Source organism: Pseudoalteromonas umbrosa (genome assembly GCF_030125375.1).
GTDB classification, from domain to species: domain Bacteria; phylum Pseudomonadota; class Gammaproteobacteria; order Enterobacterales; family Alteromonadaceae; genus Pseudoalteromonas; species Pseudoalteromonas umbrosa.
The window spans coordinates 665,312-682,096 of sequence record NZ_JASJUU010000003.1 but is presented as its reverse complement, the minus strand read 5'-3'; the positions used below and the strand labels follow the sequence as shown (position 1 = coordinate 682,096).

Below are 16,785 nucleotides of genomic sequence, written 5' to 3'. Positions count from 1 at the left end.
AGACTTTTAGCGCACCATTGGTGCGCTTTTTTTATGTACATTAATTGTAGCAGCTTACATGTGGGCCATCAGTATGACATACAGGGTAGCTATATTTGCACAGCCAAGGAGACGTTTTGTACTGAACCTGATATTGACCACCAGCAATAGCACCAGTTTGATCTTTAGATACTTCTTTGTTTGTTAATGACTTTAGTTTCGTTTTTTGTAATTTAAGTTTCATAACCATTCCTTTAATTCATTGTTTTTTATATGCAGTAATTAGGCAACCCAGCCCAAATACTGAATACCACTATCCGTAAAACTCGTTTCACAGTAAACATGGAAATTTTCATCCAAACATACACTTTCATATCATCTTGTTGAGTATTTTTTAACAAGAATTAATTCATGAAGCTATCATCAACAATAAGAACAAGTGGCGTGTATGGTGTTATCTACTATATTTCTGACTAATAACAACATTCATTAATTAGGTGCCCTATGATATTTTCATCAAGGACAGATCGTCAGAAATTACACTCCCTCGAAACCAAACTTAACGTCTTTTTTGAAAATCAATCCATCATAGAACTCAATGACGATGGAATAATCACACATGCCAGTACACATTTCTTAACACAAATTGGCGCGCAGCACAGTGACATCATTAATCAACATTACAGCCGCATTATAAAAACTCGGATCAACCTAGATGAGCAAGCTGATAGCAACTGCCAAGAAGTTCAATTGCGATGCTCAGAGGGTTTGGAGCTTTGGTTTCAAGTACATGTCCACTCTACTTATGACCAACAAACACGTACTCAGAGTAAACTATTATTACTCAACAATATCACTAGATATAAAAACAGCAGTATTGACCAGCTTGGGCAAATAGAGGCTATTGGCAGATCTCAAGCTGTTATCGAATTTAATATGGATGGTACAATTATCCATGCAAATGATAACTTTTTAAAAGTAATGGGCTATGCACTTGATGAAGTTGTTGGCAAGCATCACAGCCTCTTTGCAGAACCTGAATACGCGCAAAGTGAAGACTACACACTATTCTGGCAGCAATTAAATCAAGGGCAATTTAGTACTGGCGAATTTAAACGACTAGCGAAAGGCGGTAAGGAAGTCTGGATCTATGCTTCATATAATCCTATTTTTGATGCCAATGGCAAACCTTATAAAGTCGTTAAATATGCATCTGATATCACCCTAACGAAATTACAAGCAGCAGATTACCAAGGACAGCTTGAAGCTATCAGCAAATCTCAAGCTGTGATAGCGTTTAATATGGATGGCACCATCCTAGATGCCAATGACAATTTTTTATCTACTATGGGTTACACCTTAGATGAAGTTAAAGGCCAACATCACAGCATGTTTGCAAGCCCAGAGTATGCAGCAAGCGCTGAATATGCAGCATTTTGGGCTGATTTAAACGCAGGCCGTTACTTTACGGGCGAGTACTTGCGTCAGGGTAAACACGGTAAGGAGGTATGGATCCAAGCCTCTTATAACCCGATATTAGACCTCAATGGCAAGCCATTCAAAGTCGTGAAATATGCTGCAGATATCACAGAGCAAAAACGTCAAGCAGCCAATTATGAAGGTCAACTCAAAGCGATAAGTAAATCACAAGCCGTGATCGAATTTAATATGGATGGCACCATCATTGATGCCAACGAAAACTTTTTAAAAACAACCGGCTACAAATTGGATGAAATCAAAGGTCAACACCATAGTATGTTTGCCGAACCTGATTACGCTCAAAGCCAAGCATATAGCGAATTTTGGCAACAACTCAATCAGGGTAAGTTTGATTCTGGTGAGTACCAACGCATCGGTAAACAGGGTAAAAAGATTTGGATCCAAGCAACCTATAATCCAATATTTGACGCCAATGGTAAGCCTTTCAAAGTCGTTAAATTTGCCACAGATATTACCGCACAAAAAGTACAAAGTGCTGATTTTGCAGGACAGCTTGCCGCCATTCACAAGTCTCAAGCTGTGATTGAATTTAATCTAGATGGCACCATCATTGATGCCAACGAAAACTTTTTAGCAACAACTGGCTATACACTTGCACAGATCAAAGGGAAACATCATAAAATATTCGCCGAAGCAGAGTATGCGAACAGTGAAGAATACCAAGCGTTTTGGCAGCGTTTGCGCCTCGGTCAGTTCGACAGCGGTGAATACAAGCGCATCGCAAAAAGTGGCAAGGCAATTTGGATCCAAGCTTCTTATAATCCCATTTTTGACGCTGAAGGCAATCCGTTTAAGGTCGTTAAATACGCCACGGATATCACAGCAAGAAAGCATGCTGTCTCTAGTATCAAGCAGGCGATTATGGCACTTTCCCAAGGGGAACTCACACATACCATTGAGGAGGACTTAGGCGTTGAATTCAATGTGTTGAGAGACGCCATGAACAACTTAATGGATAACTTAAGCCGTATGGTGCAAGAAATTACTGAAGCCTCCAATAACGTATTTCAAGGCGCACAAAGTATTGCCGTTGGCAACGAAGAGCTTAATAAACGCACCGAAAACCAAGGTGCAAGCATTGAAGAAACTGCCTCTACTATGGAAGAGTTAACTGTGACCGTGCAGCAAAATGCAAAAAGCGCAAAAGATGTTTCAGATCACGCAGATGAAGTAATGAAAAAGGCGCAGCAAGGAGGTGAAACTGTCTCCAGTGCCGTTGCCGCTATGAATGAAATCGAAACCTGCAGTAATAGTATTTCAGATATTATTGGGGTCATTGATGAAATTGCCTTTCAAACTAACTTATTAGCACTGAATGCCTCTGTCGAAGCGGCAAGAGCAGGGGAGGCAGGCAGGGGGTTTGCCGTAGTAGCCAGTGAAGTGCGTAATTTAGCGCAGCGCAGTGCTTCTGCCGCCAAGGAGATAAAGGGGCTCATTCAAGACAGCTCTCAAGCCGTATCTAAGGGGAGCCAGCTTGTCTCTGCATCGGGTGACACCTTTAACCAACTCATCCAAGTCGTTAAAGAAGTGAATGTGATGATTACAGAAATTACGTCCGCCAGCCAAGAGCAATCCGAAGGCGTTGCCGCAGTCTCCTCAACCATAGCGCAAATGGACAATGAGACACAAAACAACATGCATTTGGTTGAGCAATCAACGCATGCCAGTCAGGTCATGAGGCAACAAGCACAGCACCTGCTACAGCAAGTCGATAACTTCAAAACTCAGCCACGGACTAATCAGGAATTAATACCTGCACCAGAGACAAGAGGAATGTTAAGACTTAATGCAGGATAAGCTTCATCTGCGAATAAGTTAAATAAGTCACAGCTTAACTGTTATGTAGGCTGTGACTAACCCCATTCACTTCAAAACACTTGGGTAACATAAAAGTACCCGAGGGCTCCCTTTTGCGTTGTGACTTTAAGAGTTTGACCAGCTTTAAAGTGCACTCGATGCTCTGGTAGATAATAGAATGAGCTTGCCTCATTCCAAAGTGTGTAGAATTTGATAGTGCTGTAACGCATTTTAAACTCATCAACATGCTTAACAGTGTAAGTATCGATCCGATAATCCTCTATCTTGATACTATTGTTGATTAATATAGCGAATATCATCCCAAATAAGATATAAGCACATATCGTCATTACATAGCTTGATTTGCGTTGAAACCATGGCACCTTTTCTCGCTCAATAAGCCATTGCATGCTTTTTTTCGCTTTATAATACTTGAATGAGTAGTAAATAAAGGCTGCAACAATGCCTGTAAAGCTGCCCCAAGCAACTAACTCTTGGCCGTTCACAACACTTTCTGTGAGCAAAAAGTTAGCTTGGAAAATAAAACTCAATAATGCAATTGGAATAGCCAAACGTGATAATAATTGCAAAGTGCAAATAACTCCTTTTATCTTCAAAGCAACAAATTTAGCTAATGATGAAGTATCAAACACTTATATCAGTTCAATAACGAATATATGTGTTCAAATCGACTTATCAATTGGCTTTGCTTGCTAACTTTGACAAGTGGTGTAAGCCAGCTTTTAACGCAAGATCTTCATTCTCAGTATTGTCGATGTGATCGATAACAATATCAGGTAAAAATGCCTCCCTAGGCGTGCCATTGATATGAAATAGCTTTTCAACGGGGATCACTACATTAAGCTGAGAGTGCGTCAATGTATGTCCAGAAATGGCACCTAGCAACTGCGCCATAGGCGTTCCGATGACAGTCGCTCGTTGCATACCGTGTAAACCTATGGTCATACCCTCTCCCATACTTCCTGTCCAGCGGTTGCTGAGCACCACCAAAGGCTTGGTAAAGGCATTATCACCCCTTGGATAGACAAACTCTTGCCAGCGCCTTTTCACACCAAACTCACGCTCTACCGCCACTAGCTCATGCTCTTGATATGGGAAACGCTCAGAGATAAAGCGGCTCATAATGCCACGCGCCACATCGCTGTTACCGCCACTAGGGGTATTACGTAAATCTAATATTAAAGCAGATGCTTCTTTATACTTTGCCAGAGCTTTATCAAAGGCGGGGATCAACGCATTATTACCAAGGCTGTTTTCAGGTCGAACATAGCCAATATCGCCCATCCACTCACTGGTCAAGATGGGTTTTTCTTTGATGATTTCATCAACAACTTGCTGAGTATCTATGGTGAGAGTTTGTAACTGCCCTTGCCACTTTACAGTCACTATAATAGTTTGGTTTCGAGTTCCAGTTAGCAAGCGGTTGAGCACCCAAGTCTGAGCACCTTGTTGCCGTGATACATTAGCCGCCTCGATGGCATCAAAAACGGCTTTACCATCGATTTTCTCAATCGTCATGCCAGCTCTAAAGCCAACTCTGTGAGCATAACCATTGTGCGGTATCGAGGTGATCACAGCTGTCTCACTTTCCACTTCAGCCCACATGGTCAAAGCGGTCGGCATAGGCAAGTAGTAATCTCGAGGACGGGGTCTTATTTCACTGTGTTGGTCGTAAAAAAACTCAAAGCAATGATTTAAGTGACCAGATAATGCATTTACCGTTTTAATTTGAGTGACTTGCTTTCGTAAACAAGCTTCAAATGACGCTTGGTGCACGTTTTTTTTATCGAGATAAGCGTATCTTTGCTTTAAAAGCTCGGTAAACTCTTTAATATCCTCATTGACTTGCTGAGTAGACAAACTTAGCGTAGTAGTTTGTGCAAAGATGCAACCAGAAGCCATCATGGCACTGAAAAGAAGCGTATTTACTATGTGTACTTTCGAGTTACGCGGCATTTTAAAAATCAATTTAATTTCCTTTTTCTTCAAGTTGAGCCTCTCGTTCTCGCAAAGTAACTTCCAACTCATGTAATGAAATCTCTCCCTTTTGATAACGCTGCTCTTGTTCTAGGACGTACAATACAAAGCTTAAACTCGACAAAAAGAGCTGGGGTCTATGTGTATTTGCGCGTTTCATCAAAATAAGTGATTCACTTAATTCTGTCAGTGACTCTTGAGATAAGTTTTTAATAAACAATTGCTGAGACATTAGTGCATCGAGATACTCAGGGTAGGGCAGTGGGTTGTCTTCAAAAAATTGTGCTTTAGAACGTTTAGTCTCAGTGCCTGCCTCATTTTTTTGGTAAAACTCCATTACCGCTCGACTATAGTCGAGGCTTTCTGTCGCCACCGCTTTTGCAGCATGGAGCAACTTTATTAAATCACGGCGTTCTTTTTCATCTTCATCGTAGTTACTAATAGCTATTGCCAATAATACACCAATAAGCGTTGCTACCATGGTAAGTGCAAAGTTACTTGCCAATTCATTGGCTTTTGTAAACTGTCTCAAAGAAGGTATGAAAAATACGGTACAGCAGGCAATGAGAATGACAGTGGTAATTAAATAAGCCATAGTTGACACCCTAGTTATATTTATTGTGTGGTGTTTTTCACTACTTTAACAGTCAATGATATGAATTTTAATATAAATATATAAGAACAACTTAATATACACAATCGCGTTACACACATGCACTCGATTAATTTGAGCTCGCTGAATTTTTCGATACACACTTTTCGTTTATAGTTATTGAACAGATTTATTACACAATTTTTATGACCCATAGGTAAGTCCTGTGACATCTGTTGATTATTTTTTACTGTGATCTTTGCAACCTTATATGACGTACTCTATGGTTAAAGGCAGGCAGAGTGTCTTGCTACGGAATACGAGGTAAGAAGCACATGATTAAAGGAATTATATTCGACTTGGATGGGACCTTGGTGACCTCCAATTTAGATTTCGCAATGATGAAAGCCCAGCTAGGCTGCCCAAGAGATGAAGATCTGCTCGAGTTCATCGAGGCGCTACCATCACCTTATATGCGTGAAGAAGCCATGTCACTCATTCATCAGCATGAGATGCAAGATGCGCATCAAGCTGAGTTTTTACCTGGTGTTAAGCAATCTATTGATGCACTTCATAGCAAAGGTTACCCTATGGCCATCGTCACACGTAATTTTGCAAAAGCAGCAAAAATAAAGCTTGAACGATGCAAGATGCCTATTGAACTCATTCTGACACGTGATGATGCACCAGCTAAGCCCAACCCAGCGGCACTTAATCTTGTTGCGCATCAGTGGGGATTAAAAAATAGTGCGTGCATGTATGTCGGAGACTACTTGTACGACATCGAGGCTGCAAACAATGCCAGCATGATATCTTGTTTATACACACCAGAAATAACACCTGATTATGCGAAACAAGCAGACATGACATTTCGTCATTGGGAAGCTTTTTTACCGTTGATAGAGCAAAACAACCTCAATTTTCAACACCAATTAGCCTGACATACTCGTTTTATCGTAATAAACCCGTCATATCACCAAGCTCATGCCCGATAGGGTATAGCCCAACGCGTCGAGTCTTGTTAGAATCTTGTGCAATTGAATTTCAAATAACGAGAATTAAGATGGGTAGAGCATTTGAAGTCCGCAAAAACGCCATGGCAAAGACGGCAGCGGCAAAAACTAAAGTTAACTCAAAATATGGTAAAGAGATCTATGTAGTTGCTAAAAATGGTGGCGCAGATCCTGAAACAAATCTATCCCTTCGTCGTTTGATCGAAAAAGCTAAAAAAGATCAGGTTCCAGCACACGTTATTGATAAAGCAATCGAAAAAGCTGCTGGTGGCGCTGGTGAAGATTACTCTCCAGCACGTTATGAGGGTTATGGCCCAGGTAACTGCATGGTTATCGTTGACTGCTTAACTGACAACCCAAATCGTACAATCAAAGATGTACGTCTACCGTTTACTAAAACGGACTCAAAAATTGGTAGCCCAGGCTGTGTTGCACACATGTTTGATCACTTTGCAATTTTAGGATTTGCAGGTGACGATGATGAAGCAGTACTAGAAGCATTGATGATGGCTGACGTTGACGTGACTGATGTAGAAGTTGAAGACGGTAAAGTATCAGTATTTGCGCCTAACACTGAGTACTTTAAAGCAAAAACTGCATTAACTGAAGCATTTGAAGGCATTACATTCGAAGTAGACGAAATTACATGGATCCCACAAACACATGTAGAAATCGAGAACGAAGATGATATTGCTAACTTCGAAAAGTTCATGGGTATGCTTGAAGACTGTGACGATGTACAAAACGTTTATCACAATGCTATCGTGAAAAAGTAATCGATAAAATTACTTAAAAAAGCCGGAAAACGTCCGGCTTTTTTTATGCATAAAAATTAAAGATCAAAGGTTCGTGACACTGAAAACGCAATGCGTTCGTCCGATGTATCCGAATCAATTGAAGTATCTTCAGCGGCAATGGCTAAATCAAAGCCCGATAGGCTGGTGGAATATGCGATTTCATAATGATGGTAAGAACTATCTGTACCATCCCAAGTCTGATCTCCACCCACATAATTAGATACCGTATAGCTTACAGAGATATCATGATTCTCAGCCACTTCAAACGTATGAGATAGGGTTGTTATGGTATGTTTTTCATCTAAACCCGCATAATCCCAGCTGTACCAGAAATTAAATTCAGTAGTACCGAGTGCATTATCAAAACCAAACTTTGTGTATGCTTCTGGATAATTGCTGTCACTAGAGTCATCGCCACCATGGTAACTATAATAAGCAATCCCAGTATCTAAGCTAAGCGACTCTGTCAGCGTCCACGTCCTGCCAAAATAGACGTCTACTTCAACATCTGTACCATTGTCAAAGTCAACATTTGAAGCCCAAGAGCCTGCATACCAGTTAGTTTTAGAGTTGCTATAATCGAGACTGGCTTGCAGTGCAAAGTCATTTTCAGTTTGGCTGATACCATTAAATGTATAGTCCGATGCACCAGTAATAGTTGAAGACCAATCACTCGCAATAACCGTATTTGTTACCATTAGAACAGACAATGTGGATAAAGTGAGTCGCAGATTTTTTTTCATAATATTTATCTCAAACGTACGGTATTACCGAACCTATTTAGTTTAAAAGTCATAATAGCGCTATCTACATACTGCATGTGCAACAAGTTTAGTGTAACTCACTGGTTAAACAATATGCTTCCTCACGAGAAGATCAATAAATTAATATTTAAGCCTGTAAAGTTACTTAATACACAACAAGTACGAGACAACATTATCGATTAAAGACGATGCTATTTAGTGAAAGTTAACCCATATAAAAGTATCATTTTTTACGTAACACCTTATTTTTAATCACTTAATCTTATCATTTTTGTTATTTAAATAGTACTCATCGTGCCACTGAGTAATATAAGGACAATAATTATACTATTTAAAAAATTACATTTATAAATTTTTACTCACCTCTAAAACCAAAGTTAAGAAATAAAAATTTAACAATTGCGCGGTTTAATAGATAAAAAACACTAAAATTAGAGTAATTACTTATGAATATTTCCCGTCGCCAGTTTGTTAAAAACAGCATGATCATCTCAAGCTTACCATTGAGTCTATCTCTATCAGGCTGCACCTTTTCAGAGAACCCTTTCAGCCATGGAGTAGCCAGTGGTGATCCCTTATCAAATAGCGTGATATTGTGGACTAGGATAACCATTCCAAAAGAAGTAAAAGAGCGTGTTGATATCGACACATTGACAGTGAAAGTAATTTGGCAAGTTGCAACTGAAAGCAGTTTTTCTAACATCGTCTCCAGTGGTCACGTGATAACGAGCCAAGCACAAGATTTTACGGTAAAAGTAGATGCCAAAGGCCTACAAGAAAACACACGGTATGTGTATCGGTTTATTATCGATGAGCTCGATGAACCACTTATCTCACCAACAGGGAAAACCAAAACTCTACCAGAATATGATGTCAACAATATCAAATTAGCAATGGCATCATGCTCTCACTTCAGTTACGGCTACTTTAACGTGTATGCCCGTATAGCAGAAATTGTAGACTTAGACGCTGTACTGCATCTGGGTGATTATTTATACGAATATGGCAATAAAGACATCTACAGAAATCCTTTTTTATGGAATCGTAAAGTAACACCAAATCACGAAATGGTGACATTATCCGACTACCGCCAAAGGCATGCGTGCTACAAAACAGATACTGATCTGCAAAAGCTGCATCAAACCCACCCGATGATCTGTATTTGGGATGACCATGAGTTTACTAATGACACATGGCGAGAAGGTGCAAAAAACCATAATGATGGAGAGGGCACATGGCAAGCGCGCAGCCGTGCCGCCATTCAAGCCTATTATGAGTGGATGCCAATAAGAGAGCCTCAACACACTAATAGAGAAAAAGCATATCGTCGTTTTCGATTTGGTAATCTAGCTGAACTAAATATGTTAGACACGCGCTTTATTGGTAGAGATCAACAAGTCGATGTAAAAGACCCAGCACGCCTCGACGAACAGCGAACCTTGCTCGGCTATGAGCAAGAACAGTGGCTACAAGACAACTTGTTAGATGCCAAACGCAATGGCGTAACATGGCAGTTAATTGGCCAGCAAGTACAAATGATGCAAATTCAAATGCTGGGTAAGCCTATTAATACCGATTCTTGGGATGGATACCCAGCAGCCAGAAACCGGCTATTAGATTTTATTGAGCACAATCACATCAATAACGCCGTTATATTGACCGGTGATGTGCATTCGTCTTGGGCAGCTAACATCTGTAAAGACCCTTACGACTGGCAAAAATATAACCGCTTTACCCATGATGGTGCCGTCGCTGTGGAAATCGTGACTTCATCAGTGACCTCACCTTCTATTCCTGTGCCGGGACTACAGCAGCTAGTCGGAGACGTTGGCAAAATTTTAATGCCTGAAAACCCACATATTCGCTATGTTGATCTCGCAAACCGAGGGTTTGTAACATTGGAGATCAACGAGGAGCGACTACAAGCTAATTGGCATCACGTGCCTTTTGTTGGATTTAAAAATGACCAAGTGCATGTTGGAAAACGCTTTACTGTGCACTCAGGAAAATCAAAACTATGCTAAAACCACCCGGAGAAGCCCTATAAATGGGCTTTTAAATTTTTTTTAATTTTTTCCTTGAAAACTATTTGCCCCGTCCATAGATAGTATTGTGAGGACGCCGACAGGGTCCCAACCAAAACAAATGTTATTTTTTTAGTTTGTTTATCCGTTCAAAAGAAGGGTAAACAAACATTATCGCTTATTAAGAGGATATTATTATGCGCAACGTAGATCTAACTCCACTATACCGTTCATTCATTGGCTTCGATCATTTAGCATCACTTATGGACCGCGCTGCCCACGATGGCAAGCAGGCAAGTTATCCACCATACAACATCGAAGCACTAGACCAAGACAAGTACCAAATCACCATGGCTGTGGCCGGTTTCAGCGAAGATGAACTTCACATAGAGTCAGAGAACAATACGCTCAGAATCAAAGGTCAAAAAGCCAATAAAGAAGACAGTGCAGAGCGTAAATTTATACACCAAGGCATCGCTGAACGTAATTTCGAACAAAGCTTTCAATTAGGAGATCATGTTCGAGTCATTGGTGCAGAATTAGAAAATGGTTTACTGGTAGTCAAATTAGAAAGAGAAGTGCCAGAAGCATTAAAGCCAAGAAAAATTGAAATTGGCAAAGGTAAATTGCTCGAAAACGAGAGCTAGACTCAACAAACAACCTATTTGATTACCCCTTGGATAAAGTCGCTATATGCGGCTTTTTCTGTTGCCGTAAACCCCCTTTACAAAATATCACTCATCGCTTTCTTTCGATTCCACACAGGTCACTATCTGAACATGACTTTGCAGATTCCGCAGTGCCTTTTGCACCTTGCTCCGAGTGTGCTCTGTCACCGCACTGTTCTTTGTACTCAATTGAGTCCTGTATATTGTCATATATATAAGCAATTGATGAAAATGCAGCTGTTGTTGCGGCCACCAACGCAGGAATATAAATATCATTCGGATAATAAGGCGCCACATTCGATGCTTCATCAGCAAAGATGATGACATCGATATCCGTTTTTTCTCGCACAATATCGCAATGCTCATCTAAATAGGTCGTTTTTTTCGGTGCAAAAACACAACCACTCAAACCCACAACAACCAATAACACTAAACTCTGTTTACAGTTTTTCAAAACAGTCTCACACATTCCAATTGGACATTGAATATAGCAAACTAGATAACCAAAATTTGTAACAATGTGTAGACTATTTAATCAACTACTCAAGAGCTGAAGATCTAATAATATATTTAAAAAGGGTTTAAATTGAGCAGGGTGGGGCTAATAAAGTTATTCAATTGAAAAAAGTAAATTAAAATAAGCAACACCTAAAGTTGCGATATAGTACTCGGCACATTAGGTATGCACCGAGCCTCACAATCAACTTTACAGTATGTCTTTGCTACATAAATCCATGTTTGCTTTATCTTTAAGCTTTAAGCAATACATAGAGGTTTCGTTAACTTCAATACCATTAATCATAAAGGTTGAGAACCAGCCAAATACTAACGCTAGAGCCACGATTGCATACTTTTTATATGGAGGTAATGTTGTCATGTTTAATACCTTACTACTATCTTGTCGGCCGTCTATTCTGGCCAAATAAATCTTGAAATTAGGTGCCAAACACTTTTATCCAGCTTGGTAGGCACCCTTTAAAAATTAGCGATATACGCGAACGTTTCTCACTTCACCTTTGAACGGGTAAGTGTTCTTTGGTGTAGAGCCAATGCTAAGTGGCACGTCATTTTGCGTTGGTAGCACAATGCTCTTGCTGCCCATTGACTGACCATCAATGCTCAGTGATAAGACGTTACCCTCTAACTGCATTTCAAGTTTGTGCCATTTACCATCAGCAAAATTACCAGCATTAACGCCTTTGCCATTGATACGGGCACTAATCACCCCTTCTTTATTTACTTGGATGTAATATGCGTTTTGTGTACCGTAATTGCCTTTCGATAACATGAAACCCGTTTTAGTTGTGCTGAAGTTATCGTATTTAAACTCAAGATCAATTTTGCTAAATTGGTCGATGTCTCCAAGCTCAATGCGCTGATCAACGCCATTAAATGTACCTTGGTATTCACCATATACTTTGCCGTCTTGCCCATGGCCTGACAGGTCACATACACTGCCTTTCAATGACCAAGCACCTATTAAATTGTCACCAGTCACTTTTTTTGCACAGCGACGTTGCTGTAACTGTTGCGCGTATAAACTTTCGATATCAGTGTGACTTTGCACATGTGCTTGTGGCTTATCAGCCAAACTTGTGTCATATCTTTGCTGACTCTCAAAGCCATTAAATCCAGCACCCTTTAAGCCAACTACATATGGCATGATCACACGACCGTACTTGCTGTCGTGGCGCATAAACGCCCACTTATCAATTGACTCGTTTTGTGCTGTGTTTGTGATGTTCCAAAATACTAAATGCTTAAGGTGGTTAGGTTGTGCACCGACAGAGCCGCCCATAAAGCCATAATTCCAACCCCCAGTACTGTTTTCAATTAAATTGCTGTAAGGCATATTGGCATGCAAGTTATGGAAGCGGTCAGGCGAGTGCGTCGAACCAGAAATTACGTTACCCGCCGCTTTATGAGAAAAGCCCGCCGCATGCCAGTGCTCAGCTTGATCATCAATGTTTTGTGCCAAAACATGGGTCGATGCATTAATGTCCAAGCTGATATGGCCTGGGTTACCAGTAAACGCTAAGTCTTTTAGGGTCATAGCAGCACTGTTTACCACAGAAACACCTTGGTTTAAGTCGATAAACTCCACGTTTTTAAGCCATGCATGTGCCACGCGAGAGAAACGAATAGCGCTCCACCCGCCATCATGCACACCACTTTTATGATGTTTAAATGCTTCCTGCCAATTACCTTGAATTGTCAGGTTTTCAACACCGATATTTTGTACCAGACGTGCTTGTTTCAAGCCCCAATATCCATCGTTTTCAACATCATGATGAATAACCGCGGCGAATGTCACTTCATTGCCTTCAATGGCAGTGATTTGATGAAACTCTTGTGAGCGAACCCCTTTTTTGATCATGCCCCACTTACCATCTAACTTATAAGGTGATAATGCTTTGGCAATCGTCTCTGGGCGAGGGTCAAAACGAGACAGTTGTACCCACTGACCTACTTTAAGCAAAGATGCATCACGAACTTGTACAGAACGTGTAGATTGTCTAGGGTGGCTAGAAGTAATATCAGTAATAAAACGCTCTTTGCTAGGAGAGGTTACCGACTCGCGCACACTTTTTACTTTAGGGTCACGGTTAGCGTAGTTATAACCAATCTCAAATAGATAAGGACTTGTCCACATTTTATTTGGATAAACTAAATCTAAATGCTGGTCCATTTTTAAAATACTCAGCTGGCTCTCACCACGCAATATCATATTGCCACGTGATACTTTGATTGTTGCGCTTTCACGACTCTTACGACCTTCAACAGTATCTGACTTATCTATATCGGCAACATCAGACACAGTGTTCAAATCATACGTACCGTTAGGGAAATAAATAACTGCGCCTTTCCCCCCCTCATCAATATGCTTTTCAGCTGCGATAATGGCATCACGTACCGCTTGCTTGTCCGAACGGCCTGGGGCAATATCTGCACCGTAGCCAGTTACATCAAAAATACGGTAACCCAGATCATTGATACTCGGGATCGCTTGGTTTGAGAACTGGTAGCCCGCGTATGAAAAATTAGAGATGATCTGATCATCTGTTATTTGCGTGTTTGGATCTCTTAGATCTGATTGTGATGATCTAGAATCTAGGTAGCTATGCCAGAAATCGTTTGCATAGCCTTGCATTGGAAACCAACCTGTCGCAGCGCATAGTGCTACAAGTAATGATTTATTAGAAAATGTTTTCATATCTATCCTCAAATAACTACGTTCGGTAGTGGTATTGAGTAGATCTGGCAGTCACATCCCTCTTGAATATTCACAGTGTCCCTAACTATGAAGCAACCCCGCTATCGTGTGCATTGCATGAATATACAGCGCATTTAGACCGGAAGCTTTGCGTCCTAGGCTTTCACCTAGTTTGCCAGTAACTACAGTTTGTGTAAATTTCAGGAGGAATGTATAGGAAGGTTCCAAATTGGTCAAACACAAATTAGAGCAAAAATCCTAATCCGTTGTACGAACAGGAATTATAAATTATTAAACTTATGTGACAGATAAAATATTCCCTTTTAAAGGTACCAATATCAGCGTACTAGGTACTATTTTGTTTACAAAACAAGGGAAGTTTTAGACCCATCAAAGCTCAAATGCCAATTACCACAATAAAATCGTCAGCATAATTATTCACCAATATAAGCGCATTTTATAAGGCAGGGAACTTCACAGTTATACAGGCCCCCCCTAGTTCTGCGCAAACGCCCGCGGATATTTCCCCTCGATAGCGCGCAATAATTTTGGCACTGAATGCTAAACCAATTCCAAATCCAGTGCAGTGCTGGCGGTTAAGCCTGACAAATGGTTTAAACACTTCTGCTACTTTGCTCGCATCAATGCCGTTTCCATCATCACTGATTACAACCACATACTCATTTTTCTCTTGCGTTAACGTCACCACACAACGGCTATATCCATACTTCAGCGCATTATCAATGATATTAGAGATAGCCATAGAAAAATAACGTTGATCAACATGAATTAGCGCTTGTTGCGGTGTGATATTAAGCTCAACGGCACCATCAAAAGAGAGATCAACCAAGCTAGGGAGTGCCGTGACCAGATCAAGCGGCTGAGGGTTGGCCTCATCTAAACTATGCTGCAACCTCGCAAAATCCAACATATGAATAAGCAAGCCTTCCATATCATCTAATTGCTGGTTTACGCGCGCTTCGTATTTAGTCCTAAGCGCTTCATCTTGTGTTTCGACAATGGTATCTAGGCCCATGCGTATTCGGGCCAATGGCGTCCTTAACTCATGGGATAACCCACCAGCAAGTAATTTAATATCATCCATGAGCAGGTTAATCTTGTTTGCCATCTGATTAAATGACAGCTCAATATCTCGAATATACCAAAGCGTACCCACCTTTAACCTAATATCTAATTGGCCATCACCAAATTTGGCGGCTGTATCGCTCAAATGCATTAGCCGACGAACAAAAGGGGTTAAGAAAAGCACTAAAATGATGACGAGAAGAAAGTAAAAAATAAGCGTTAAAGAAAGGCGGTAATCATCTTGTTCAGCCAACTTATTATACTGATAAACCAAAATATTCTGCTCACTGGTCATCAGATGAACTTTCACGTGATCCTGCGTCTCGAGGTATACAGGCTCTTGTCTTTGAAGCTGCTGTTGTAATTGAGTCGGCAAAGGATACTCATCCATAGCGTGAAGGCGTATAGATGCATTGCTATTACCTAGAGCTCTCTGTTGAAGTTGTTTATCGAAAACGAGATGACTTTCTTGAGATGCCATTATCTCTAATAATGGCAATGCCAAAGCAAGTTGCTCTGATACATCAGATTGTGCAGACTCCTCTGAGGAATAGAGGACATCAAAGACCTGACCCAGAGCTATGCTTGCGATTACTAGCACACTCACAAGCGCAATGACAAACCGCCACATTTAAAAAGACGGCCTTCTAGATAAATACATTACCAAGTATCCTTAGACAGCTGATAGCCCTTGCCCCACACCGTGGCTATTTTGTAAGGCGCTTCTGTATCACCGAGCTTTTTCCGTAACCGAGATACGCGTAAATCTATGGTGCGATCAAAGCCGTCATACTCAAAACCTCGCAGCTCCTGCACTAAATCCTGACGTGTTACGACGCTCCCTGCGTGCTTAGCTAGGACCCATAAGACATCAAATTCATTACTTGATACTTGAATATTTTGACCACCGAGTTGCACTTGTCGATTACCCATATCAACTTCAAGGGCACCTATCACTAATTTTTCATCATTAACTTCTTTAGTCACTGTGGCACGTCTTAGCAAAGTCCTCATTCTGGCTTCCAATAACCGACCCCTCACCGGCTTTGTTAAATAGTCGTCAGCGCCCATTTCTAACCCTAAGATTTCGTCAATTTCTTCATCTCTGGCCGTCAACATTAAAATAGGCTTTTGCATTGATTGCCGTAAGGCTTTGCACACATCTAAGCCGTCCATGCTGGGTAGCATGCCATCTAAAATAATGAGATCTGGCTTGGTCTTTTGAATCGCTTCAAAGCCAACTAACCCATCGTGATAAACATCAACATGGTACTGTTTTGCTCTGAGATAATCCGCTATCCACTGGGCTAACTCGATATCATCTTCTACTAAAGCAACCTTGCACTGACTCAT

General features: G+C 40.8%; 15 protein-coding genes and 1 riboswitch. Of the genes, 5 read left to right on the top strand and 10 right to left on the bottom strand.

From position 1 onward, the window contains the following. Window positions 1-40 precede the first annotated feature (40 nt). Window positions 41-223 (bottom strand): hypothetical protein, encoded by a 183-nt coding sequence (locus QNM16_RS12825; protein WP_284020850.1) that lies wholly within the window; start codon window positions 221-223, stop codon window positions 41-43. Window positions 224-483: 260 nt separating this feature from the next. On the opposite strand from QNM16_RS12825, the gene QNM16_RS12820 reads away from it, so the two are divergent. Further along, the gene (locus QNM16_RS12820) at window positions 484-3,276 is read left to right on the top strand and encodes a methyl-accepting chemotaxis protein (protein WP_284020849.1); all 2,793 of its coding nucleotides are present in this window, start codon (window positions 484-486) and stop codon (window positions 3,274-3,276) included. Between the two features lie 71 nt (window positions 3,277-3,347). Here the strand turns inward: QNM16_RS12820 and QNM16_RS12815 are convergent, their stop codons facing one another. The 3 genes from QNM16_RS12815 to QNM16_RS12805 form a co-directional block, all read right to left on the bottom strand. Next, window positions 3,348-3,866, bottom strand: a complete 519-nt coding sequence (locus QNM16_RS12815) for a hypothetical protein (RefSeq protein ID WP_284020848.1) — start codon at window positions 3,864-3,866, stop codon at window positions 3,348-3,350. 106 nt (window positions 3,867-3,972) lie between these two features. Next, on the bottom strand, window positions 3,973-5,265 hold the full coding sequence (locus QNM16_RS12810) for a S41 family peptidase (RefSeq protein ID WP_284020847.1): 1,293 nt from the start codon (window positions 5,263-5,265) through the stop codon (window positions 3,973-3,975). A 1-nt stretch (window position 5,266) separates the two neighbouring features. Beyond that, the gene (locus tag QNM16_RS12805) at window positions 5,267-5,869 is read right to left on the bottom strand and encodes a hypothetical protein (protein WP_284020846.1); all 603 of its coding nucleotides are present in this window, start codon (window positions 5,867-5,869) and stop codon (window positions 5,267-5,269) included. Window positions 5,870-6,201: 332 nt separating this feature from the next. On the opposite strand from QNM16_RS12805, the gene QNM16_RS12800 reads away from it, so the two are divergent. Beyond that, window positions 6,202-6,807 (top strand): HAD family hydrolase, encoded by a 606-nt coding sequence (locus QNM16_RS12800; protein WP_284020845.1) that lies wholly within the window; start codon window positions 6,202-6,204, stop codon window positions 6,805-6,807. A gap of 122 nt (window positions 6,808-6,929) precedes the next feature. Further along, window positions 6,930-7,655: a YebC/PmpR family DNA-binding transcriptional regulator gene (locus QNM16_RS12795; protein ID WP_039610508.1), complete on the top strand. Its 726-nt coding sequence runs from the start codon at window positions 6,930-6,932 to the stop codon at window positions 7,653-7,655. 56 nt (window positions 7,656-7,711) lie between these two features. On the opposite strand, the gene QNM16_RS12790 is transcribed toward QNM16_RS12795, so the two are convergent. After that, complete coding sequence (locus tag QNM16_RS12790; protein ID WP_284020844.1) at window positions 7,712-8,419, bottom strand: TorF family putative porin; 708 nt, start codon at window positions 8,417-8,419, stop codon at window positions 7,712-7,714. 467 nt (window positions 8,420-8,886) lie between these two features. Between QNM16_RS12790 and QNM16_RS12785 the strand changes: the two genes are divergently transcribed. Further along, a complete protein-coding gene (locus tag QNM16_RS12785) occupies window positions 8,887-10,464 on the top strand; it encodes an alkaline phosphatase D family protein (RefSeq protein ID WP_284020843.1) in 1,578 nt (525 codons plus the stop codon). Between the two features lie 197 nt (window positions 10,465-10,661). Continuing rightward, window positions 10,662-11,111 (top strand): Hsp20 family protein, encoded by a 450-nt coding sequence (locus QNM16_RS12780; protein WP_284020842.1) that lies wholly within the window; start codon window positions 10,662-10,664, stop codon window positions 11,109-11,111. Window positions 11,112-11,202: 91 nt separating this feature from the next. On the opposite strand, the gene QNM16_RS12775 is transcribed toward QNM16_RS12780, so the two are convergent. The 5 genes from QNM16_RS12775 to QNM16_RS12755 all read right to left on the bottom strand — a co-directional run bounded on the left by QNM16_RS12775 (window position 11,203) and on the right by QNM16_RS12755 (window position 16,785). Next, complete coding sequence (locus QNM16_RS12775; RefSeq protein WP_284020841.1) at window positions 11,203-11,586, bottom strand: hypothetical protein; 384 nt, start codon at window positions 11,584-11,586, stop codon at window positions 11,203-11,205. Between the two features lie 252 nt (window positions 11,587-11,838). Next, window positions 11,839-12,009, bottom strand: coding sequence for a hypothetical protein (locus QNM16_RS12770; protein WP_284020840.1), 171 nt, complete (start codon window positions 12,007-12,009; stop codon window positions 11,839-11,841). Window positions 12,010-12,114: 105 nt separating this feature from the next. After that, complete coding sequence (locus QNM16_RS12765; RefSeq protein WP_284020839.1) at window positions 12,115-14,346, bottom strand: DUF4955 domain-containing protein; 2,232 nt, start codon at window positions 14,344-14,346, stop codon at window positions 12,115-12,117. An 88-nt stretch (window positions 14,347-14,434) separates the two neighbouring features. Further along, window positions 14,435-14,533: riboswitch (cyclic di-GMP riboswitch) on the bottom strand. A 270-nt stretch (window positions 14,534-14,803) separates the two neighbouring features. Then, window positions 14,804-16,063: an ATP-binding protein gene (locus tag QNM16_RS12760; protein ID WP_284020838.1), complete on the bottom strand. Its 1,260-nt coding sequence runs from the start codon at window positions 16,061-16,063 to the stop codon at window positions 14,804-14,806. A 29-nt stretch (window positions 16,064-16,092) separates the two neighbouring features. After that, window positions 16,093-16,785 carry a response regulator transcription factor gene (locus QNM16_RS12755; protein ID WP_284020837.1) on the bottom strand — a complete coding sequence of 231 codons (693 nt, stop codon included), beginning with the start codon at window positions 16,783-16,785 and terminating at the stop codon, window positions 16,093-16,095.